Source organism: Shinella sumterensis, from assembly GCF_004514425.2.
GTDB lineage: Bacteria > Pseudomonadota > Alphaproteobacteria > Rhizobiales > Rhizobiaceae > Shinella > Shinella sumterensis.
The window spans coordinates 763,052-784,847 of the sequence record NZ_MYFN02000001.1; the positions used below are offsets into that span (position 1 = coordinate 763,052).

17 protein-coding genes are annotated in these 21,796 nt (G+C 62.8%); 8 read left to right on the forward strand and 9 right to left on the reverse strand.

Annotated features, from left to right (window positions below; translation table 11 throughout):
* The first annotated feature begins 151 nt into the window (after window positions 1-151).
* On the forward strand, window positions 152-1,051 hold the full coding sequence (locus tag B5M41_RS03605) for a LysR substrate-binding domain-containing protein (protein ID WP_230639967.1): 900 nt from the start codon (window positions 152-154) through the stop codon (window positions 1,049-1,051).
* Window positions 1,052-1,062: 11 nt separating this feature from the next.
* On the opposite strand, the gene B5M41_RS03610 is transcribed toward B5M41_RS03605, so the two are convergent.
* Window positions 1,063-1,881: an IclR family transcriptional regulator gene (locus B5M41_RS03610; RefSeq protein ID WP_370360174.1), complete on the reverse strand. Its 819-nt coding sequence runs from the start codon at window positions 1,879-1,881 to the stop codon at window positions 1,063-1,065.
* Between the two features lie 154 nt (window positions 1,882-2,035).
* Between B5M41_RS03610 and B5M41_RS03615 the strand changes: the two genes are divergently transcribed.
* From B5M41_RS03615 to B5M41_RS03640, 6 genes are all read left to right on the forward strand, one after another.
* Window positions 2,036-2,770: an SDR family oxidoreductase gene (locus B5M41_RS03615; RefSeq protein WP_134648822.1), complete on the forward strand. Its 735-nt coding sequence runs from the start codon at window positions 2,036-2,038 to the stop codon at window positions 2,768-2,770.
* 61 nt (window positions 2,771-2,831) lie between these two features.
* Window positions 2,832-4,109 (forward strand): L-fuconate dehydratase, encoded by a 1,278-nt coding sequence (locus tag B5M41_RS03620; RefSeq protein WP_134648823.1) that lies wholly within the window; start codon window positions 2,832-2,834, stop codon window positions 4,107-4,109.
* A gap of 117 nt (window positions 4,110-4,226) precedes the next feature.
* A complete protein-coding gene (locus B5M41_RS03625; protein ID WP_134648838.1) occupies window positions 4,227-5,366 on the forward strand; it encodes a fumarylacetoacetate hydrolase family protein in 1,140 nt (379 codons plus the stop codon).
* 89 nt (window positions 5,367-5,455) lie between these two features.
* The gene (locus B5M41_RS03630; protein ID WP_134648824.1) at window positions 5,456-6,976 is read left to right on the forward strand and encodes an MFS transporter; all 1,521 of its coding nucleotides are present in this window, start codon (window positions 5,456-5,458) and stop codon (window positions 6,974-6,976) included.
* A 471-nt stretch (window positions 6,977-7,447) separates the two neighbouring features.
* Window positions 7,448-7,840 (forward strand): hypothetical protein, encoded by a 393-nt coding sequence (locus B5M41_RS03635; protein ID WP_134648825.1) that lies wholly within the window; start codon window positions 7,448-7,450, stop codon window positions 7,838-7,840.
* A 217-nt stretch (window positions 7,841-8,057) separates the two neighbouring features.
* Window positions 8,058-9,470, forward strand: coding sequence for a PepSY-associated TM helix domain-containing protein (locus B5M41_RS03640; protein WP_134648826.1), 1,413 nt, complete (start codon window positions 8,058-8,060; stop codon window positions 9,468-9,470).
* Between the two features lie 57 nt (window positions 9,471-9,527).
* Here B5M41_RS03640 and B5M41_RS03645 read toward each other — a convergent pair whose 3' ends face one another.
* The 3 genes from B5M41_RS03645 to B5M41_RS03655 all read right to left on the reverse strand — a co-directional run bounded on the left by B5M41_RS03645 (window position 9,528) and on the right by B5M41_RS03655 (window position 12,919).
* Window positions 9,528-11,027 (reverse strand): DegQ family serine endoprotease, encoded by a 1,500-nt coding sequence (locus B5M41_RS03645; protein ID WP_134648827.1) that lies wholly within the window; start codon window positions 11,025-11,027, stop codon window positions 9,528-9,530.
* Between the two features lie 220 nt (window positions 11,028-11,247).
* Entirely contained in the window at window positions 11,248-11,703 is a 456-nt protein-coding gene (locus B5M41_RS03650; protein WP_134648828.1) for a hypothetical protein, read from the reverse strand.
* Window positions 11,704-12,019: 316 nt separating this feature from the next.
* Window positions 12,020-12,919, reverse strand: a complete 900-nt coding sequence (locus B5M41_RS03655) for a DMT family transporter (protein WP_134648829.1) — start codon at window positions 12,917-12,919, stop codon at window positions 12,020-12,022.
* 376 nt (window positions 12,920-13,295) lie between these two features.
* Here B5M41_RS03655 and B5M41_RS03660 point away from each other — a divergent pair, with 376 nt between their 5' ends.
* Window positions 13,296-13,496, forward strand: a complete 201-nt coding sequence (locus B5M41_RS03660) for a cold-shock protein (RefSeq protein WP_134648830.1) — start codon at window positions 13,296-13,298, stop codon at window positions 13,494-13,496.
* A gap of 280 nt (window positions 13,497-13,776) precedes the next feature.
* On the opposite strand, the gene B5M41_RS03665 is transcribed toward B5M41_RS03660, so the two are convergent.
* The 5 genes from B5M41_RS03665 to B5M41_RS03685 form a co-directional block, all read right to left on the reverse strand.
* Window positions 13,777-14,877: a hypothetical protein gene (locus B5M41_RS03665; RefSeq protein WP_134648831.1), complete on the reverse strand. Its 1,101-nt coding sequence runs from the start codon at window positions 14,875-14,877 to the stop codon at window positions 13,777-13,779.
* A gap of 172 nt (window positions 14,878-15,049) precedes the next feature.
* Entirely contained in the window at window positions 15,050-16,360 is a 1,311-nt protein-coding gene (locus tag B5M41_RS03670) for an HlyD family type I secretion periplasmic adaptor subunit (RefSeq protein ID WP_134648832.1), read from the reverse strand.
* Window positions 16,347-18,164: a type I secretion system permease/ATPase gene (locus B5M41_RS03675; protein WP_413713156.1), complete on the reverse strand. Its 1,818-nt coding sequence runs from the start codon at window positions 18,162-18,164 to the stop codon at window positions 16,347-16,349. Before B5M41_RS03675 ends, B5M41_RS03670 begins: the two co-directional genes overlap by 14 nt.
* 13 nt (window positions 18,165-18,177) lie before the next feature.
* Window positions 18,178-18,960 (reverse strand): hypothetical protein, encoded by a 783-nt coding sequence (locus tag B5M41_RS03680; RefSeq protein WP_134652585.1) that lies wholly within the window; start codon window positions 18,958-18,960, stop codon window positions 18,178-18,180.
* Window positions 18,961-19,050: 90 nt separating this feature from the next.
* On the reverse strand, window positions 19,051-21,696 hold the full coding sequence (locus B5M41_RS03685; protein WP_134652583.1) for a TonB-dependent receptor: 2,646 nt from the start codon (window positions 21,694-21,696) through the stop codon (window positions 19,051-19,053).
* Between the last annotated feature and the right edge of the window lie 100 nt (window positions 21,697-21,796).

Below are 21,796 nucleotides of genomic sequence, written 5' to 3' on the forward strand. Positions count from 1 at the left end.
CGAGGCTGAAGTTCCCACGGCAGGGTCGCCCACGTTTATCGGTTGCTCAACGGCATAAATGTGCGAGAGTGGCATTACTAAATGTAATGCCTATCCCATCGTTCTCGAAAGGCCGCCCGCTTTGGCAAATCTGCGCAGGAAACTCCCGCCCTTGACCGCGCTGACGGCCTTTGAGGCCGCCGCGCGGAATGCCAGCTTCACCCGCGCCGCCGCGGAACTGGGCGTGACGCAGGCCGCCGTCAGCCGCCAGATCCATCTTCTGGAGGAGGATTTCGGTTTTCCGCTGTTTCACCGGCTGCATCGCAGGATCGAGCTTACGGAGAAGGGGCGCATGCTGTTCACCGCGGCAGGGGATGCGTTCAGCCTGATCGCCGATACGGTGGCGGACCTGCGCGCAGAAGGACCGGACGACGAGCTGGCGATATCGGCGACCATATCCTTCGCCCATTTCTGGCTGATGCCGCGCATTGCCGCCTTTTCGCGGGCGCATCCCGAAATCAAGCTGCGCATCATAACCCAGGATGCTAGGATCGGAACAGAAGGCGGCGATATCGACCTTTCGCTGCGCTATGGCATGGGAACATGGCCGGATGGACAGGCGGTGTTCCTGTTCGAAGACGAAGTCTTCCCCATATGCAGCCCCGATTACAGACAGGCGAAAGGCCCGGTCGCGACACCGGCGGATCTCGTGGATCACCCACTGATATCGAGTGATGCCGATGATCCGACCTGGACGGGATGGGACGAATGGTTGGCGGCGTTTTCCATGAAGGCGCCGAAGAAGGGGCGGGGGCTCCGGTGCAGCTTCTATACCGAAGTCATCTATGCCGCGATGAACGGGCAGGGTATTGCGCTCGGCTGGAGCCGTCTTGTGTCCGACCTTATCCAGCAGGGCCGACTGGTGCGCCTGACCGAAGCGTCGATCCGCACCCGCGCGGCCTACTTCGTCGTCATACCGGCGCGAAGGCCGGTCAAGGAAAGCGCGCGGCTGTTCATCGAATGGTTGGGTTCGGAGCATGCCTCGGCTGAGCCCTCCGCACCGAATGCGTGAGGGTCGGTCGCTCAGCTTTCAGCCGAGAAGCCGGCGCCCGCCATGTCCGAAAGCGTTTTCGTGGCATCCATCAGGAGCTGGATCGTGGTGGAGATGTCGGGCGCGGCCGGCGCATTGATGAGCGTGATGTAGGGCACGGTCAGCGCGGCGATCGCCGTGCCGTCGGCGCCCAGCACCGGGGCGGACAGGTTGATGACGCCCGCCGTCTGGGCGCTGGGCATCATCTCGTGGCCGCGGGCGCGAATGAGGTCGAGGCGCGCCAGAAATTCGGGCGTTACGCGTGCATCGTCTCCGCCGCCGCCGACATGTTCGGCGATCATGCGCCTGCGCTCTTCCGGCGAGCGGAAGGCAAGCAGGGCATGACCCGAGCCCGTATCGAACAGGCTGATGCGCGAGCCGACGCGGATGGAGATGCCCCAATATCCCGGCGCTTCCTGCTGCGCGATGACGATGGGATTGCCCCGATCGAAAACGACGAGCTGGTTGGCCTGTCGCGATGTCTCCGCAAGCTCCCGCATCAACGGAACGGCAAAGGAAACCAGCCGGCGAACGGGCGCGTGGAGCTGGGCGAGGCCGAAGAGCTTGAGGGTCAGCGAGAAACGATCGCCGTCGATGCGCGTGACATAGCCGCGCTTCACGAGGCGATCGAGCATGCGGTAGAACTCGTTCGGGCTGCGATCCAGCCGCTTGGCGATCTCGGCCTGCGTCAACCCACCGTCGACAGCGGCGAGCAATTCGAGGATGTCGAGGCCCTTGTCCAGGGCCGGCGCCCTGTATCGATCATTCTCGTCGTCGGCCAACCGCCACCTCCTGTGAATACTGAAATTCATATACGCATGGCGTAACGCCGGCAATGCGCCGGCGGTATATATTGCTTGACTATAAATGAATAAATGATTTGTATTTAAATCAGATCATCGCCGCAGATTATAGTAATGGGTCCTGCGCCATCCGGGTGCCTGACGCCTTATGCAAGGAGCAAACATGAGCCTTTCCCTTGAAAACAAGCGGGTCCTCCTGACCGCGGCGGGCCAGGGTATCGGCCGGGCGAGCGCACTTGCCTTCGCGCGCGCCGGCGCGAAGGTCGTTGCGACGGATATCAACGCCGACGCCCTGAAAAGCCTCGCCGCCGAGGCCAATATCGAGACCTATGTGCTGGATGTGCTCGATGCGGAAGCCGTCACCCGCATCGTCTCAGACACCGGTCCGTTCGATGTGCTCTTCAACTGCGCGGGTTTTGTGCATGCCGGCACGATTCTGGAGATGTCCGACAAGGATCTCGACTTTACCTTCGACCTCAATGTTCGCGCCATGGTGCGAACCATCCGTGCCGTGCTGCCGGCGATGCTGGAAAGGAAGGACGGGGCGATCATCAACATGGCGTCGGTCGCCTCCAGCGTGAAGGGTGTGCCGAACCGCGCCGCCTACACCATCACCAAGGCGGCCGTCGTCGGCCTCACCAAATCGGTCGCGGCCGATTATGTCGGGCAGGGCATTCGCTGCAACTGCATCTGCCCCGGTACAGTGGAGAGCCCTTCTTTGCAGGATCGCCTGCGCGCACAGGGCGATTTCGAGGCCGCACGCGCCGCCTTCATCGCCCGCCAGCCGATCGGCCGTATCGGCACGCCGGAGGAGATCGCCGACCTCGCCGTCTATCTCGCCGGCGCCACCTATACGACGGGCCAGGCCTACGCCATCGACGGCGGCTGGACCATCTGATGCATTGTCCGCCATCGGCATCGCACCGAGGGCCATTCGACCACTTCCAAGGGCCGCTTCCATGACCAAGATCACCAGCCTTCGCTCGATCGACCTGCGCTTTCCCACCTCGCAGAGCCTCGACGGCTCGGATGCCATGAACCCGGATCCGGACTATTCGGCCGCCTATGTCGTGCTCGGCACGGATGTGGCAGGGCTGGAGGGCCATGGCCTGACGTTCACGATCGGCCGCGGCAACGAGATCTGCTGCGCGGCAATCGACGCCATGAAGCATCTCGTCGTCGGCCTCGATCTCGACTGGGTGCGGGAGAATCCCGGCCGCTTCTGGCGCCATGTCACTGGTGACAGCCAGTTGCGCTGGATCGGCCCGGACAAGGGCGCAATGCATCTGGCGACGGGTGCGGTGGTCAATGCCGTCTGGGACCTGCTCGCCAAACAGGCCGGCAAGCCCGTATGGCGCCTGGTCGCCGAGATGCGCGCAGAGGAAATCCTCGATATCATCGACTTCCGCTATCTGACCGACGCGCTGACACCGGAGGAGGCGCTGGCCATCCTGAAGAAGGCGGAAGCGGGTAAGGCGGAGCGCATCGCAACGCTCGAGAAGGAAGGCTATGCCTGCTACACGACCTCCGCCGGCTGGCTCGGTTACGATGACGAAAAACTGCGCCGCCTCTGCCAGGAGGCCGTCGACCAGGGTTTTACCCATATCAAGATGAAGGTCGGCCGCGATCTCGAAGATGACAAGCGGCGCCTGCGCATCGCCCGCGAGGTGATCGGCGACGAGCGCACCATGATGATCGATGCCAACCAGATCTGGGAGGTGGGACAGGCGATCGACTGGGTAAGGGAACTGCAGCCCTATAAGCCGTTCTTCATCGAGGAGCCGACGAGCCCGGACGATATTGCCGGCCACAAGGCCATCCGCAACGCGGTTCACCCGGTAAAGGTCGCGACCGGAGAAATGTGCCAGAACCGCATCATCTTCAAGCAGATGATCGCTGGCGGCGCGATCGACATCGTGCAGATCGATGCCTGCCGCATGGGTGGGCTGAACGAGGTGCTCGCCGTGCTGCTGATGGCCGCGAAATATGACCTGCCGGTCTGGCCGCATGCCGGCGGCGTCGGCCTTTGCGAATATGTCCAGCATCTCTCGATGATCGATTACATCGCCGTATCCGGCACGAAACAGGGCCGGGTAATCGAATATGTCGACCACCTGCACGAGCATTTCCTCGATCCCTGCCGCATCGAGAACGCCGCCTACATGCCGCCCGCGCTGCCGGGCTTTTCCAGCGAGATGAAGCCGGCGTCGATTGCGGCTTATACATTCAGGCCGTGACGCATCTCGGTGATTTCACACGGAGCTGAGGAGTTCAACCCTTTGCACCTGCGCGGAATTCGGCAAAGATAAAGCCGTGACATCAGCATACAGGGAGCATCTGCCACCGTGACCCATATCCCGTCGACCTTCGCCACCGGATGCTTCGTCGGCCGGGCCTGGCTCCCCGAAGTTGCAGGGCCATCCCTTGTGACGGTCCGCGACGGCCGCGTCTTCGACATCACGGCGAGGGATTGCGCCACGATGCGCGACCTGCTGGAGCACGAAACGCCCGCAGATGTCGTACGCAATGCGCCGGGCCGGGACATCGGGTCGCTGGAAAACCTGCTCTCCCTCAGTGAGCCCGATCCATCCCGGCTCCACCTGCTTGCCCCCATCGATCTTCAGGCGGTGAAGGCTTGCGGCGTTACCTTCGCCCGCTCGATGATCGAACGCGTCATCGAGGAACGTGCGGCCGGCAATCCCGCGCGGGCGGCCAGCATTCGCGAGAAGGTATCGCAGATCATCGGCGCCAGCCTGCGCGACCTGAAGGCCGGATCGGACGATGCTCAGAGGGTCAAGGCAGCCCTGATCGAGGAAGGCCTGTGGTCGCAGTATCTCGAGGTCGGCATCGGGCCGGATGCGGAAGTCTTCACGAAGGCGCAGGCCATGTCCTCCGTCGGCACCGGATCGGCCGTCGGCCTGCATCCGATTTCGAAGTGGAACAACCCCGAACCGGAAATCGTGCTTGCCGTTGATAGCCAGGGCCGTGTGAAGGGCGCCACGCTTGGCAACGACGTCAACCTGCGCGATGTCGAGGGGCGCTCGGCATTGCTGCTGGGCAAGGCGAAGGACAACAACGCATCCTGCGCCATAGGACCATTCATCCGCCTGTTCGATGACACCTACACCATCGACGACGTGCGCAATGCCGAGCTGGACCTGCGCGTCGAAGGCAAGGATGGTTTCGTACTGCGCGGCAAAAGCTCCATGCGGGAGATCAGCCGGGATCCGCTGGATCTCGTCGCCCAGACCTGTGGGGCGCATCATCAATATCCCGACGGCTTCGTGCTGTTCCTCGGCACGCTATTCGCACCCGTCGAGGACCGCGATGCGCCGGGCGAGGGGTTCACGCACAAGATCGGTGATGTCGTGACGATCTCAAACGACCGGCTCGGCGCGCTCGTCAACACGGTGAGGCTGTCGACGGACTGCCAGCCCTGGACCTTCGGCGCATCCCATCTCATGCGCAACCTTGCAGCGCGCGGGCTGCTGTAGGGCGGGCCGGTTGTCTGACGGCCGACATTCAAATTGAAATCGGCATTCATCCCTTTACACCCTTGGGCGCACTACATAACGGGTGAATGATGTCCTCTACTCCATCCCATGCCGGACGCTGGCTGGTCCTTGTCGCCGTCATGCTTGCCTTCCTGCCCGTCGTGCTCGACATGACCATCCTGCATGTCGCCGTTCCGACATTGACGCAGGCGCTCGGTGCCTCCAGCACGCAGGTTCTCTGGATCATCGACATCTATCCTCTGCTGATGGCCGGCCTGCTCGTGCCGATGGGCACGCTGGCCGACCGCGTCGGCAACCGGCGTATTCTTCTTGTCGGCCTGACCTTGTTCGGCATCGCCTCGGCGCTCGCGGCATTCGCGCCGAATGCGCCCCTGCTGATCGGCGCCCGCATGCTGCTCGCGCTCGGCGGATCGATGATCATGCCCTGCGTGCTCGGCATTATCCGCCGCACCTTCGAGGATGACGCCGAAAGGGCGATGGCGCTTGGCCTTTGGGGCACGGTCGGGGCGGCAGGGGCCGCCATCGGCCCCTTGATCGGCGGCGCGCTGCTGGAGCATTTCTGGTGGGGCTCGGTCTTCCTCATCAATGTGCCGGTGATGCTGATCGTCGCGCCGGCCTGCTATCTGCTCCTGCCGCGCGCCGAGGTGACCAGTCCCGGAAAGTGGGCGATCGGGCAGGCGCTCCTGCTCATCGCCGGCATGATTTCGCTCGTCTATGCCATCAAGGCCGGCTTCGGCGGCAAGCACTCGCTGCCAGTCGTCCTGGTGGTGCTGCTGTTCGGCATGGCGATGCTCGGCCTGTTTGCCCGCAAGCAGCTGAATTCCAGCGAACCGATGCTGGATCTCTCCCTTTTCTCCCGTCCGGCGATCGTGGCCGGCATGATCATGGCGGTCGTCGCGACGGGCGCGCTGGCCGGTGTCGAACTGACGCTCGCGCAGGAACTGCAGTACGTGCTCGACAAGTCGCCGCTGCAAGCCGGCATCTTCATGATACCGATCATGGCGGCCGCCGCAGTCGGCGGCCCGGTCGCGGGCTATCTCTCCAATCTTCTCGGCCTTCGCATCGTGGCAAGCGCGTCCATGTTCGCCTCCTCGCTTGCGCTCGCCTATCTCGCCCTGAGCGACTTTCATCACCCGGGTGTCATGGTACCCTTGATGCTCGCCGTGCTGGGCCTGATGCTGAGCATCGGGCTGACCGCCTCCTCCATTGCCATCATGGGCGCGGTCGAGGCCGAAAGGGGCGGGGCCGCAGGCTCGCTCGAAGCGACCGGCTATGAACTCGGCACGGGAATCGGCATCACGGTGTTCGGCGTCTTCATGTCCGCCGTCTTCGGCCACACGGTCGTCGTTCCCGCCGGCTTGTCACCCGAACAGTCTGCGCAGGCGGCCGAATCGATCGGCGATACCTATCTGGTTGCCCAGCAGCTTTCCCCCGAACAGGCAGAGGCTTTGATTTCCGCCGGAAAGGCGGCATTCACGGCGACGCATTCCGTGCTTCTATCGACCTCTGCCGGCCTGATCGGCGCGCTGGCCGTTCTCGTTCTCATCATGCTGGCCGGCTATCGCGAAAAGGGTGGCGCGCACCATTAGGGTCGCATCAGCGCCGTTTCTCAAAGCGCGTCCGTCGGCAGGCTAACGTGAAATTTACCGACAATTAACGATATAATGTTCTGATTTCGAAAGGTTTTATTTCATTCATTTAAGTTCGGTCTCGGAGAAGACGATGCGCACATTTCGATTCTGTGTGAAAACTCCGAATATCGTTTCATCCGCATTGCTCGGCGATGGGCTCTGTCCTTCCCCGTCGATCCGGGTGCTTTGGCGGCCTGCCGTTGCGGGCGTTCATAACGGATCGAGGTTGGGTCGGCGAAGCCACGTCTGTCGCGTGCCATCCTACTTGGCTGCTTGATCACCAGTCTCAGGAACTTCGGCGACAGCTACGCGCTGACGGGAAGAATGGGTTTCAATATGCGGTTCTAACATATGGTTCCGCCGCGACCCCGGTGTTGCGGCGCAGCCATGTTGCTGCTATCGCCTGTCTTGCTATGCCGAGGGGATGATATGGCACGGCGGGATCTGAGCAGGAGCCTTGAATGGGCGGTGTGCATTCTCTGCACCATCGCGCTGATGGCTATTGCCTTTGGCCACCGCACGCCGGTCCTGGCCGCCCAGGCCTATACCCCCGCCGAAATCGCGCTTTACACGCTTTCGGACGGGACGCTGCCGGACCTATGCCTCACCGGGCATAACGACGGGGGCAAGGACCATGGCCAGGCGCCGCGCTGCGAGGCATGCCGGATCGCCGGCGATATCCTGGTACCGGAACCCGCCGACATCATCGGCGCCCGCATCGCATTTGCCGCCTCATTCGATCTGCCCGTTGCGATCGAGGGCGCCTACCGTAAGCTTTTCCCGCCAAACGCAAGCCCACGCGGACCACCCGCCATCGCCTGATCGCGGGACGGAAGCCACGCTATAGGCGACCGGCCCGTTCAGCTTCGCCGCTTCTTCAAGCAGAAGCGAACGATCGGGCTGTTCGATGGCATCGAAGGAATCGCGTCAAGCAAGGGTAAGCGTCCTTGTTCCTCCAGCGATCCCGCTGGATTGCCCCCGAACGGCCTCTCAAAAGCAAATTTCTCTGTCGATACGAGAATTTCGAGAGGTTCTCTCCATGTCCACCGTAACGGGGCTATCATCGCCTCCGAATGAAACCGCCGGCCTTTCGCGCCGGTTCTATCTCACCGCCTGGCGCTGGCATTTTTATGCCGGTCTCTATGTCGCGCCGTTCCTCATCATGCTTGCGGTCACCGGGCTCATCATGCTGTGGGCCGGCGTCCTGGTCGGCCGCGACGGTGAGAACGCGTTCAGGGTCACGCCGGGCCAATCGGTCGCCGCCGTGTCGAAGCAGGCGAGTGCGGCCTTCATCGCCGTGCCCGGGCAAGTGGTTCAATATATCGCGCCGCGCACCGCCGATGGGGTCTCGGTCTTCCGTATCGATCACGACGGCGCTGCCTCGATGGTCGCCGTCAATCCTTACACGGCGGATGTTGTCGGTCAGTGGAGCCGGCGCGATGCCCTATATGATCTCGCCAACGACATCCACGGCACGCTGCTCCTCGGCACCGTCGGCGACAGGCTGATCGAGATCGCGGCGGGCTTCGGTATCGTGCTTGTCATCACGGGCCTCTATCTCTGGTGGCCGCGCGACGGAAAGGGATTGCGCGCGGCGCTCGTGCCCGATCTGTCGGCGAAGGGGCGGCAGTTATGGAAGTCGCTGCATCTCAGCATCGGCTTCTATGTGTCTCTCATTCTTGTGCTTTTCCTGCTTTCCGGCCTCACCTGGGCGGGCGTGTGGGGCGAGCGCATGACGCAGGCCTGGAGCACCTTTCCGGCACAGAAGTGGGATAATGTTCCGCTGTCGGACATCACCCATGCCAGCATGAACCATGGCGGCATCAAGCAGGTGCCGTGGACGCTGGAGCAGACGCCGATGCCCGCCTCGGGCTCGGATGCCGGCATTGCGGGAACGCCGCAAGGCGAGCCTGTGACGATCGATGCGGTCGTAGCGCTCGCCCGCAAGCTCGGCTTCGACCAGCGCTTCCAGCTCGCTTTCCCGAATGGTGAAACGGGCGTCTGGACCATTGCCCGCGATACGATGAGCAATGACAGCGCCGACCCGCTATCCGATCGCACGGTCCATGTCGATCAATATACCGGCAAGGTTCTCGCCGATGTCGGCTTTGCGGATTACGGCCTGCCCGGCAAGGCGATGGCCGTCGGCGTCGCGTTTCACGAGGGCGACATGGGCCTGTGGAACCTCGTGCTCAACACGCTTTTCTGCCTGTCGATCGTGTTCCTGTCGGCGAGCGGTGTCGTGATGTGGTGGAAGCGTCGTCCCAAGGGTGCCGTCCGCCTCTTCGCGCCGAATATCAGCGAACCGGGCCCGCTCTGGAAGACCGGTGCCGTCGTCATGCTGGCGGTGTCGCTGCTGTTTCCGCTGACGGGAGCGGTCCTTGTGACGGTACTCTGCCTGGACCTGTTGATCATCCGCAACATACGGCCGTTGAAGAAGGCTTTGAGCTGACGGACTGAAAGTAAAAAAGGACCGCCGCCCGGCTTCGACCGGGCGGCGGTCAGGCCATCAGCCTGCGGCGAAGGGCACAGTGACGAAGGTCTGCTCGTCCTGGCGCTGCACGAGAAGCAGCACGGCCTTGCGGCCCGCCTTGCCGGCGTCGGCGACGGCAGTCTTGGCTTCGCTCGCCGAACCGACCGGCTTCTGGTTCACCGAGAGGATGACATCGCCGGGCTGGAGGCCTGCGTCAGCGGCCGGCTTGTCCGGATTGACGCCCTCCACGATGGCGCCCTTCTCGTCCTTCGGCAGGCCGAGGGATTCGCGCATGTCCGCCGTCAGGTCGCCGAGCTGTACGCCGATGGTCGGCACGCGCTGTTCTGCCTTGCCCGATTTGCCGCCCGCGTCGGCCACGACCTGTCCGCCATCGTCATTGTTACCGATGACGACAGAGAGGTCCTTGGTGGCGCCGTCGCGCCAGACCGTAAGACCCTCCTTTTCGCCGGGCGTCAGGTCCGCCACCATGCGGGAGAGCTCGCGCGGGGAGGCGACGGGCTTGCCGCCAAGCGCGGTGATGACGTCGCCGGAATGTATGCCGGCCGCCGCCGCAGGCGTACCGTCATCGACCCGGGCCACCAGCGCGCCGGCCGGCTTGGAAAGCCCGATGGCGTCCGCAATGTCCGATGTCACGGGCTGGATCTGCACGCCGATGAAGCCGTGCTCGATGGAGCCGTCCTTCATCAGCTTGGCGACGACGGTCTGCGCCTGGTCGGACGGAATGGCGAAGCCGACGCCCACGCTGCCGCCGTTCGGTGAGTAGATCGCGGTGTTGATGCCGACCACCTTGCCATCGAGCCCGACCAGAGGACCGCCGGAATTGCCATGGTTGATCGGCGCATCGATCTGGATGAAGTCGTCGTAGGGCCCGCTGTGGAGATCGCGGCCGCGTGCCGAGACGATACCCGCCGTGACCGTCGTGCCGATGCCGAACGGATTGCCGATGGCAAGGATGGGGTCGCCCGCCCGCAGTTTATCGGACTGGCCCCAGCCGATCGTCGCCAGCGGCTTGTCGCTTTCGATTTTCAACACGGCGAGGTCCGATTTCGGATCGGCGCCGATCAGCCTGGCGGGAAGCTCCGTCCCGTCGTCCAGCGTCACCTTTATCGTGCTCGCCTTGTCGATGACGTGGTTGTTGGTGACGATATAGCCGTCACTCGTCAGCACGAAACCGGAGCCGAGGGCCTGGGCCTTTTCGCTGCGCGGTTGCGGCATCTGGCGTTCGCCGAAGAAATCGCGGAACTGCTGGTCGAACGGGGAGTCCCCGCCGAACGGCATGGCGCCGTCGGCCGAAGCGTTCTCGGCCTTCAGGACCGTCGTGATGGTGACGACAGCCGGCTTGTCGGTCGAAACGATGGAGGCGAACGATCCATCCGCAAGGGGGGAATTGATGCTTGCAGGTGCTGCCGCCTGCGCGTTTCGAGCACCGACAAGGCCGGAGGTCGCGATCGGCGCCGACAGCAATGCGACACCGAGAAGCGCTGCGGCGCGATGTCTTTGAAGTATCCTGATCATGGTCGTTTCCTTTGTTCTGCTCGGTGTTGCGCTGCCCATTGTCTGGACGAGCAGCGGCACTCCGGCCGTGCTGCTTGCCGGCCGGTCTTGTTGTTGCTTCGAGGTGAGGGGGCGGCGCGGAAGGCACCAGGGTGAGGCCTTGACGCGACGCCGGCCGCCGCCAAGGGCGGAGGCGGCGCTATTTCTCAGCGGATCGAAGGTGACCCGCCGACCGGAGGTCTCAGCTCAAACGGACGATATCCCGGTCGAGCTTGCGGACGGCGGCTTCCAGACGCTGGTAGTTCGCCTTCCGAAGCGAGCCATGATTGGCGTCGGCGACTGCGATCGCCCGCTGGCGAATGCCGCGAGCCTCGGCCTGGAGACGCCCTGCGGCGCCAGCCGAAAGCTTGTGCATGGCTTCTTCCCTGCGGATGCTCTTTTCCGCCGAGCGGACACCGGCAAGAACCTGGTGCAGGCGCGGCTTGTAGGTCATGGCGGGCGTCATGCGCACGGGGGCGGGCTGTACCGGCATCATGAAATTGTCAGCGGAGTCGTGATCCCCGTAATCGCGATCATAGCGGTAGTGGTCTTGCAAAGCCGGATTTGGATTTGCTGGCCGGCTGGCAGCAAAGGCGCCGCCGGCGGCGAGCGAAAGAACAGTGGCGGCAAGAGCGATGGTCTTGAATGTCGAGCGCATGGTGCGTGTCCTCGAAAAGGGGAGAACTCTCCCCGGCAGGCTGTCCGGTGCCGTCGCGTCGCGGTTTCCAACCGCCGGCGGCATCCAGCCTGGCATCATTTATAGGTCCACCCGGCTCGCGGGGTCATGTTACAATTAAATAAAGTTTCGAAGGGCGGATTTGCCAAAATATTGCCGATTTCGCGGAGCGTTGCGTCGGCCTTGGCGAAAAATGTCTTTTGGATTCAATGGACTGGCCCCGCAGCCGTATTCAGGCTCGGCCGCCGACACATGACATGCCTGTAATGTTTCCCGCGCGCCGAGCGCTCGCGGCGTGTCATGACATAAGCCGCTTTTTCGCGATAAGGTCGCTACGCCGCTCCCAATAGACCAGCACAAGGCTTGCCGTCACGATGAAGATCGCGCCGATGAAGACGTTCAGGGCCGGGATTTCCGCCCAGATCGCGTAGCCATAGATGAAGGCCCAGATGAGCCCGGTATATTCCACCGGCGCAAGTGCCGATGCCGGCGCATAGCGGAACCCCTCGTAAAGCAGGTACTGTCCGATCGTCGCGATAACACCGAGCGCCAGCATCAGCGCCCAGCCTTCCGCATCCGGTGTGCGCCAGATCCAGGGAAACGACAGCGCGCAGGCGAGGCCGAACAGCAGGCTGGTCGCAAACATCTGCGTCAGCGTGCTTTCGCTGCGGCTGACCAGGCGGATGAGGATCGTGCTCCAGGCCCAGCAGAAGCCGGCGACGAGGCACATGACCGCGGGGATGAGGTTGGGGGAGTGCGACGGATTTGCTGCAATCACCACGCCGGCGAAACCGACCACGCAGGCTATCCACCGGCCCGCCCCGACAGCTTCCTTCAGGACGAGGATGGACAGAAAGACGGTAATGATCGGCGCGGAGAAATAGAGCGTCGTCAGTTCCGCCAGCCCGAGATAGCGCGCGGCATTATAATAGAGCAGCCATGCGATCAGCATCAGCGCGGCGCGCAGCACGACGGTTCCACGATAGGGGCTCTTCAAGATCGAAGGATGACGGTAGAAGCGTATCAGCACACCGGAGACCAGCACGATCACGACGCTGCGGATGAAGAGGATCTGCGGCACTTCGTAGGTCGCAACCAGCCACTTCACCAGCGCGTCCTGCAGCGCAAAGCAGGCATAGCCGGCCGAGGCGAGTGCGATTCCGGCAAGCGGCCGCGAGTCAATCAGCCCCACGCTCATGACGATATCCTGCCCGCGGTGGCGGGAATCGGTGTCGTGTCGGCGAAAATCGGGGGCGTGCGCATTCGGACGATCCAGGAAGGCTTCTGCGATACATGGCCGTAACGGCTGCATCCAGACGAAGAGACCCGCCTGTTTGATCGTTTTCCGGCGTTTTGCCAAGGGGAAAGCTGGGTTGCGCTAGCCGAACGTACGGAATTTGACCGAAATCCCACAGGTTCTGGCGTTGCGGTGTATAGTGTAGATAAGCGATTGCCGGCAAAATGAGAGAAAACGACTATTTGCTTGCTTCAAAGCAAATGAGGGTATTGCGGCTGCGGCCATGCACCTGTAGGTTTGCGCCCCATCGTCCATCGCTGAATTCTGGAGATAAATCATGGCGAACGGCACAGTCAAATTCTTTAACACCGACAAAGGGTTTGGCTTCATCACACCCGAAAACGGCGGAACCGACGTTTTCGTCCATATCTCCGCAGTTCAGGGCGGCACATTGAGCGACGGACAGCGCGTCAGCTACGACATGGGACAGGACCGCAAGACCGGTAAGTCCAAGGCTGAGAACGTTCGCGTTATCTAATTGATTTTACGGACGCCGGAGTTCATCCGGCGTCCGTATCCCGATCTCGGTCGATCTGAGGTCCCAGACTGCTATGGCCTTTCGCGCCTGGACGCAGCATCCTTTTCCCAACACGCATTATAGATAAAGCTCTGCCCGGCCGTTTGAAACGAACGGTGTGTTTTGCTGCGCCGTCCCGTCGGCAAGAAAAAAGCGCAGCCTATGCAGCTGCGCCTTGTTTATCGATGACACCGACCGTGCTTAAACGATTAACGCGTCGGCGTGGGGTGAATGCCTGCCTTCATTTCCAGCTGATGTGGTCGGGGGCCGTGCAGCCGAACGGTGCGTTGCCGTCGCCGAAGCGGCTCTTCAGCTGGTCGCAACCCCACCTGTTGAGCGCCTCGGGCATCATGTTGTTGATGTCCATTCCAGGTGAATTGTACTGTGACGGCGCGCTGGTCACATACCAGAGCCAATAGCCGAAAATGCCGCCGACAAGCAGCAGAAGGACGAGCGCGAAACCGCCCGCCCTGCGTGCCAGCGACATGCCCTGCTTTTCCGGCACGACGTGGCTGGTGGCGGACGCGTGGTCGGTCGACTGCGCCAGTTCGTGAAGCGGCGCGAGTGCGGCCGCGCGTTCCTGCTCCGTCATCTCGATCCGCTCCAGGCGGTCATCCAGCAGGACGGGGAGCGAGGTGTTGCCGTGCCAGACGGCAAGCGCGACCAGGTTGCTGCCGGCATCGCCGACGATGATCGGCTCCTGCCCGCGTTCGAAGCGGGTGAAGGCGACCCGTTTGGTTTTCCGCTCGCTGACGCGGTCGGCATAGGTGACGTTGAGGCGATTGCGCTTCGTATCCATGCCGGTGATCTCAACCGGGACCACCGTGAGCGGCGCCGGCTTGCTGAGCTGGCCGCTGACGCGCCAGAAACGCAGCAGCATGAAGATCATCACAAGACCGCCGCCGCCGAGCAGCACGGTGAAGACCGACAGCGTGATGATCCGGTTCCAGAGCATGTCCAGACCGAGCGTGATCGTCGCGAGTTCGGGGTGATCGCCCGAAACGACAAGGCCCGTTTCATAATCCCCGCTATGGATGTCGACGAACATGATCTCGACATCCTTGTCGTAGCGCTGGCCGCCCTGTTCGTAGGAAAGATCGACCTCGCAAGTCGTGAAGACAGCTTTCCGCGTCTTGCAGCTGCCGTCGATCATGCCGTCGACGAAAACCGGATTCTGGCTGATCGTGTAGTCGCGCAGAATGCCCGGCGCCTCCGACATCATCATGAAGACGGCGATCGCCAGCAGGATGGGGATGGAGAAGTAATAGACAAACGGGGTGGAGATCGTCCCACGCTTGATGGCAAGGGGGCGGGCGGGAAGCTTTATTGTCGGAAACGTCATGATATGCCTGAAGTGGTTCTGTTATTGTCTGCCATGGGGAAGACGGCGCAGGATCGCCATTCATTCGCTGAAATTTTGCGCTGCGGCATGCGATGAGCCGGCACACGCCTTCGCCAAAGGCATTTCGCTGTCAACGCGGTGCGTGGTGACAAGCCGAGCCCAATAAGGCCGTTCACTCTTCCCGGAAGGCGCGGTTGAGCTGATCGGCAAGCGGCTTGACGAGATAGGAGAGGGCGGTGCGCTCACCGGTCTGGATCATCGCCTCGGCCGGCATGCCGGGAAGCAGCGTGAGACCACCGAGCCTCTGCATCTCTTCATGCGGCACAGCGATGCGGACGACATAGAACGAGAGGCCGGTCCTTTCTTCGACCGTGAGGTCGGCGGCGATGCGCGAGACGCGACCCGACAGTTCCGGCGTCGTGCGCTGGTTGAACGCCGAGAGCCGGAGGACTGCGCGCTGCCCGGGCTGGATCTGGTCGATGTCGCGCGGCGCGATGCGGACTTCAAGTGCGAGATCATCCCCCTCGGGGATGACCAGCATGATCGTTTCGGCCGGGTTGACCACGCCGCCGACCGTATGTACCGCGAGCTGGTGCACGATGCCCGTTTGCGGCGCCAGGATATCGATGCGCTTCAGCTCGTCTTCGGCGGCCACCTTGCGCTCGACAAATTCGCCGATCTGTCCCTGGATTTCGCGCAGTTCCCGCCCGACTTCCGTCTTCATGTCCTGGTCGATGGAAAGAATCTGGAGCCGCGTCTCGGTGATCTTGCCCTGCGTCTGCGCCTGGTAGGCGATCTTCTCGCCGCGCTCGCCGTCATAGGTCGCTGCCTGGGTCTTCAGGCTGTTGAGACGCTGGACCGATACGACGCCCTTGTCGTGAAGTGATTCCTGCGAGGCGATTTCGGTGCGCAGCACCGTAAGCCCGCCGGCATAGGCCGTTTCCTGCGCCTTCAGCCCTTCGATCTCGTGCTCATATTGGGCGATGCGTTCTGCGAGCTGGGCCTTGCGCGCGTTGCGTGCTTCGCGCCGGAATTCGAAAAGGCGGGTTTCGCTCCTGACCGCCGAGATGATGTCGGGATCGGTGCTGTCCATGCTCAGGTCCGGCGGAAAGTCGATGGCCGCCCTGTCGTCGCGCTCGGCTTCAAGGCGTGCGAGGCGGGCGTGAAGCTCGTTCAACCGCTTCGTGACGATAGCAAGATTGGCCCGGGTCTGCGTGGCATCGAGCCGCAGGACGATCTCGCCGGCCTTCACCGTTTCGCCTTCCTGCACGCGGATTTCCCCGACGATGCCGCCTTTGGTGTGCTGTACCTTCTTGGGATAGGAGTCGACGACGAAATGGCCGGACGCCACCACCGCGCCGGCGAGATGCGTCGTCGCCGCCCAGCCGCCGACGCCGCCGGCAAGCAGGCCCACCAGCGCAAGGCCCGCTGCAAGGTGAAGGCGGATGGAGCGGGTTACGGTTGTCACGTCAGGTGTCGCCATCTGTCTTTTCCGGCTCGCTGTGTTTTTCGGATTTCGCGGGGTTTGCGACGACGCGCAGCGGCATGATCCCATGGCCGGTCGCGGCAAAGCCGTTTCTGCCTGCGTGAGCAGGCTTCAGCACCTGTCCGAGGACGGCGTCTCGCGGGCCGAATGCCTTCTGGCGTCCCCCCTCCATCATCAAGACCTGATCGACCACGCCGATGGCGCTTGGACGATGCGCAACCACGACGACGATGCCGTTGCGTTCGCGCACCGAGGCAATGGCGCGCACGACCGCGGCCTCGCCTTCGGCATCGAGATTGGCATTGGGCTCATCCAGCACGACGAGGAACGGATCGCCGTAAAGCGCCCGCGCCAGCCCGATGCGTTGGCGCTGCCCGGCTGAAAGGGAAGAGCCAGATTCGCCGATGCGCGTCTTGTATCCCTCCTCGAAGCGCAGGATCAGATCGTGGGCGCCGGCGGTCCGGGCAGCCGCGACGATGGCCTCGCTGTCGGCATCCTCCTCGAAGCGCGCGATGTTCTCGGCGATTGTGCCGTCGAACAGCTCGACGCCCTGCGGCAGGTAGCCGATATGGCGCCCGAGTGCTTCGCGGTTCCACTGGCCGAGACTGGCGCCGTCGAGGCGCACCTTGCCGCCCGCTGCGGACCATGCGCCGACAAGCGCGCGCGAAAGCGTCGATTTGCCGGAGCCGGAGGGTCCGATGATGCCGAGCGCGCTGCCGGCCTGAATTTGGAAGCCGACAGCGGCCACCGTCGGCCGCTTCTCGCCGGGCGGCACGATGGTGACGTTCTCGACACGGAGGTCCCGGCGTGGTGCCGGCAAAGCCATCGTCTCCGGCACAGGCGGGATTTTCCCGAACAGATCCTGCAGGCGCTTCCAGCTCTGCCGCGCCATGAGGAAGGGTTTCCAGCTTGCGATCGCCAGGTCGACCGGGGCAAGCGCCCGCCCCACCATGATGGAGCTCGCGATCATGATGCCGCCGGTCGCCTGCTGTTCGATGACCAGCCAGGCGCCAACGCCGAGCACCGCCGATTGCAGCATCAGGCGCAAGGTTTTCGACAGGCTGCCGAGGCCACCCGCGATATCGCCGGCTCGGCGGTTGGCGGCGAGATAGTCCGCGTTCGCCCGCCGCCACCGCGCTTCCAACCTTCCGGAAAGCCCGAGCGCCTGCACGATCTCGGCATTGCGGCGCGTGGCTTCAAGGAGACCGTTGCGGGCCATGTTGTGGGCGATGCTCTCACGAACGGGCTTCCGCGACAGCGCATTGGCGAGAATGGTCAGGGCGACGAGCACGACGGCACCGGCAAGCGCCGTCACGCCGATCCAGAAATGAAACAGGAAGCAGATGCCGAGATAGAGCGGCATCCAGGGCAGGTCGAAGAAGGCGGTCGGGCCCTGTCCGGAAAGGAAGCCGCGGACATTGTCCAGGTCGCGCAAAGGCTGAAGCCCGTCGCCCGGCATGCGTGCAACGAGAGGCAGGCGCACGACGGCATCGTGCACGGGGCCGCACAGCACGCCGTCCACGTGCTCGCCTATGCGCAACAGGACACGCGCCCGGACGATATCGAGCCCTGCCTGGAACAGGTAAAGCCCTGCCGCCAGGATGGCGAGCCCAACGAGGGTGGGCACGCTGCCGCTTGCGAGGACGCGGTCATAGACCTGAAGCATGAAGAGCGGCGAGGTCAGCGCCAGAACGTTGACCACGCCGCTGATGAGCGCTATCCCCAGGGATGCTCGTCTGAGAGGTGAGGCGACCGCCGCAGTCAGAGACTGCGACGGGGCCTGCTGTGGGGCTACCAACACTACAGCAAACTTCTCAGACGAACAGGTTCACGCCGCTGACCAGCGAATTGTTCGCAATGTCCTGGACGGAAATGCTGCCGTTCACGCCATCCGTGATGGTGGCGTCGTAGAGGCCGCTGGCGGCATCATAGGCATAGGTCACGGAAAGTGCGCTTCCGGCCGCCCATGCGGAGATATCGATGATGTCTTCGGCGGCATTGAAGTCGGTGATCACGTCGTTGCCATCGGTACCACCGAAAATGAAGGTATCGTATCCGCTATTGCCGGTCAGCGTGTCATTGCCGTTGAAGCTGTAGAGCACATCGTCGCCCGCGCTTCCGTTGAACGTGTTGTTCTGGCTGTTCAGCACGCTGATCAGGTTTGCCGGATTGCCCTGCATGATGCCGTAGACGAAATTGTGCACCGGGTTTGCGGCACCTGTGCCGGTCAGCCCGAGGCCGTTGATGTCGATGTCCCATGAGGACTGCGAGAAGGTGTCCGTGCCGGAATTGTAGCTGAGCCCCCGGCCGAAGGTCGCGCCATCGACGGCGCCCGCGAGAACGTGCGACGTCATATCGTAATAGAGATCGCCCGCGCTGCCGGAATCGAGCACCACGGTGTCGGCGCTGCCCACACCACCGACCGTCGCGCTGTTGCTGTCGGCGACGGCGAACTGGTTACCCGAAAAATCGACCGGATTGGTGGAGAAGAAGCCATAGTAACCGGGCGTGAAGCTCGCGTCCCACGCCTCCAGATAACCGAGGAAGTCAATGCCAAGGCCGTCGTTGTTGGCGTCATTGAAATCGATCGTTGCCATTTGTTTTCCTTTCTAGGGGTTAGCTGCATCCGGACCATGGATGCGGCTGGTCTCACGCCGGGTCATGTGTGAACCGGCGCGATTGCGGGATCAGAACCTGACCTTGAGCGACAGGGTCGCGGTGCGGCCGGGTGCTGGAAAATCGGATGAGTTCATCGGGTCGACATAGGCGACATCGGTCAGGTTGTTGACGGCGAAGCGCAGCGAGGCATTCTCGTTGAAATCCCAGGAGCCATAGATGTCGAAGGTGGTGAAGGGCTTGGCCTTGTAGCTGCTCGCGAACAGGCCGATCTGGTCGGAGGGAACGACACGGTTGGCGCGCGCACCGACATTCAGCCTGTCATCGAAGAACCGAACGCCGACATCGGCGGTGAAGCGGTACTTCGGGGCAACGGATACATAGAGGATCGATCCATTGCCCGTCGACGTCGGATTGCCCCAGGGGTTGTCGCTATATGTCTTGGGAAAGTCACCTTTGGTGTAGGTAAACGAGCCGCCGGCATAGTAGGGGCCGGCGTCATAGTTGCCCTCGATCTCGACACCGCGCAGGCGTGAATCGCCGATAAGGTTCGTATAGGCGTAGTAGCTGCTGACCTGGCCGCCAGCTGCAGGGTTTCCGCTCACGGTTCCAAGCGCAATGTAGTTTGCGATCGTCTTGTCGAAGTAGGCCGCCTTGAGCCGCAGGCTGTCTCCGCCGGCCAGCAGGTCGTCGGCGGTGATGTTGATGCCCGCCTCCCACGTTTGCGAGGTTTCCGGCTTGAGGTTCGCGTTCGGCGCATAGTCCATCAGGTTGCCGATATGCGAGCCGCCCAACAGCATTTCGCCGAGCGTTCCGGGGCGGAAGCCTTCGGCATATTTCCCGAAGATCTGGACGCCGTTCCATGGCTTTACGGCAACCAGTGCTTCCGGTGAGAAGCGTCCTGCGGAATGGTCGAGGGCGATATCGTGGACGATGTCTCGCACGCCATAAACCGGTCGCGTCACCCAAATTCGGCATTCGCCGTTGTTTCGATTTGGCGGCCAGTAAACGCGGCAGACACCGGGGTCGACGAGGTATGTCTCCGTACCGCCGTCGATCCGCGATGAACCCTTGATCTTGTAGTAATCGTAGCGTCCACCCAAGGATGCTTCCAACCAATCCTCATGCTCGTATTTTGCCGTGGCGAACGTGCTCGAAAGCCAGCGCTCGCCCGTCGGGTTGGGGCCGCTGAACCACCAGGCGTTGCCTGCATCGCCGGGGTCCCTGTTGAGGACCCCCGTGTCTGCGCGGTCGAGGAAGATTTCCGTCCCGTAATGGAAGGAAAGCTCGCCGGTGGGAAGCGCGACCCGGCTGGTGTTCTCCAGGCTGAGACCATAGGTGTTCAATCCGTAGTCGACATCAAACTCGCCATAGTCGTTACGGCCCGAGCGCCATTGACGGTTTTCCGTCCGGTTCCACCACAATTGGCCTTTCAGGTCGAACAGCGGATCGTCGGGATTGTAGGTATAGGTCAGCGTGCCCGTCAGATTGCGCACGTGGTTGGTGTTTTCGTTCGTGGCGAGCGCGGTGCTGGTCGTGAAGCGTGCATCGTAGCCGACGAAGCCCAACTCGATGCGCTGGTCGTTTTCCAGGTCGAGGCCGGCCTTGATGAGGCCGGATGTGGTGTCCGAGCCGGTGAAGACGGGCTTGTCGCCGCCGGGATTGCCCTCCAGCGTTCCATTCTTGCCGATCTGGTAGGTGTCGAGGTTCTTGCGGCTGAGCGCCGCCACGATGTCGATGCCGTCGTCGGTACGGGCTGCGAGCGCTGCCGAGCCGTAGAACTCGTAGGCGTTGGTGCCCCTGGTCGCGTCGATCCAGCCGCCGGCATTGTGGCCTTCGAGAAGCACATCGTCGGCCGTCAGTGTTCGGAAGCCCACGACGCCGCCGTGCGAACCGCCGCTGCCGACACCGGCGCCGGCATTCTTGTCGATCTCCACGGTCCTGATCAGCGCGGGATCGACATAGACATTCGACGTGTAGCCGTGTCCCGCCTGCTGGAAGTTCTGGCGCGCACCGTCGATCGTCGTCGTGACGCGGGTCTGGTCCTGCAAGCCCCGCACATTGATGGCAACACCGGGGTTCTGCGCCGCACCGGCGACCGAAACGCCGGAGACACCGGAAAACAGGTCATAGGCGTTGCGCGGCTGCTTCTTCTCGATGGCCTCGCGCGATACGACGCTGACACTTGCCGGCGTCTCGTAGACCCAGTCGGGTGTGCCCTGGAAACCGGCGCCGCTGGAGGCGCTCCGCGGACCTTTTCCCACATTGATGGTTTCCAGCACCGTCGAGCCATCGGTCGCGCCGAGATCGGACGCTTGGCCGCCGCCGCTCAGAATGGCCGAACTGCCGCTGACACGACCCTGTATGCCGGTGCCGGCAAGCATGCGCGAAAGGGCTTCCGACGGTGTGAAACTGCCGACAACAGCGTTCGTCCGGATGTCTCCCGCCTGCGTGGCAGAAAGGGTGACCTGGAGGCCGGATTGCCGGCCAAAGGCACCCACGGCATTGGCCAGTGTTTGGGCCGGAATGTTGAAGGCAATACGTGCCGTGCCCGTTGCACTGTCCTCGGACGCGCTTTCGGTCGTCTGCGCGTTTTGTCCCAGTGCTGGTGCGCACGCACACATCAAAGCGAGCGCCGTCGTCGCGAGAAATACCGTGTGGGAGCGGACGGTTCCGTTGCCTTTCGCAAGCGGCGTCACCGGGTATGTGGTATGCATGTCTTCGTCTCTTCGTTGCAGCGCGCTTCATGCGGCACTCAACGGAAAGACGGACAGCTGCGGATTTTTTCCCAGCTTTTTTCGTACTTTACGCTAAACC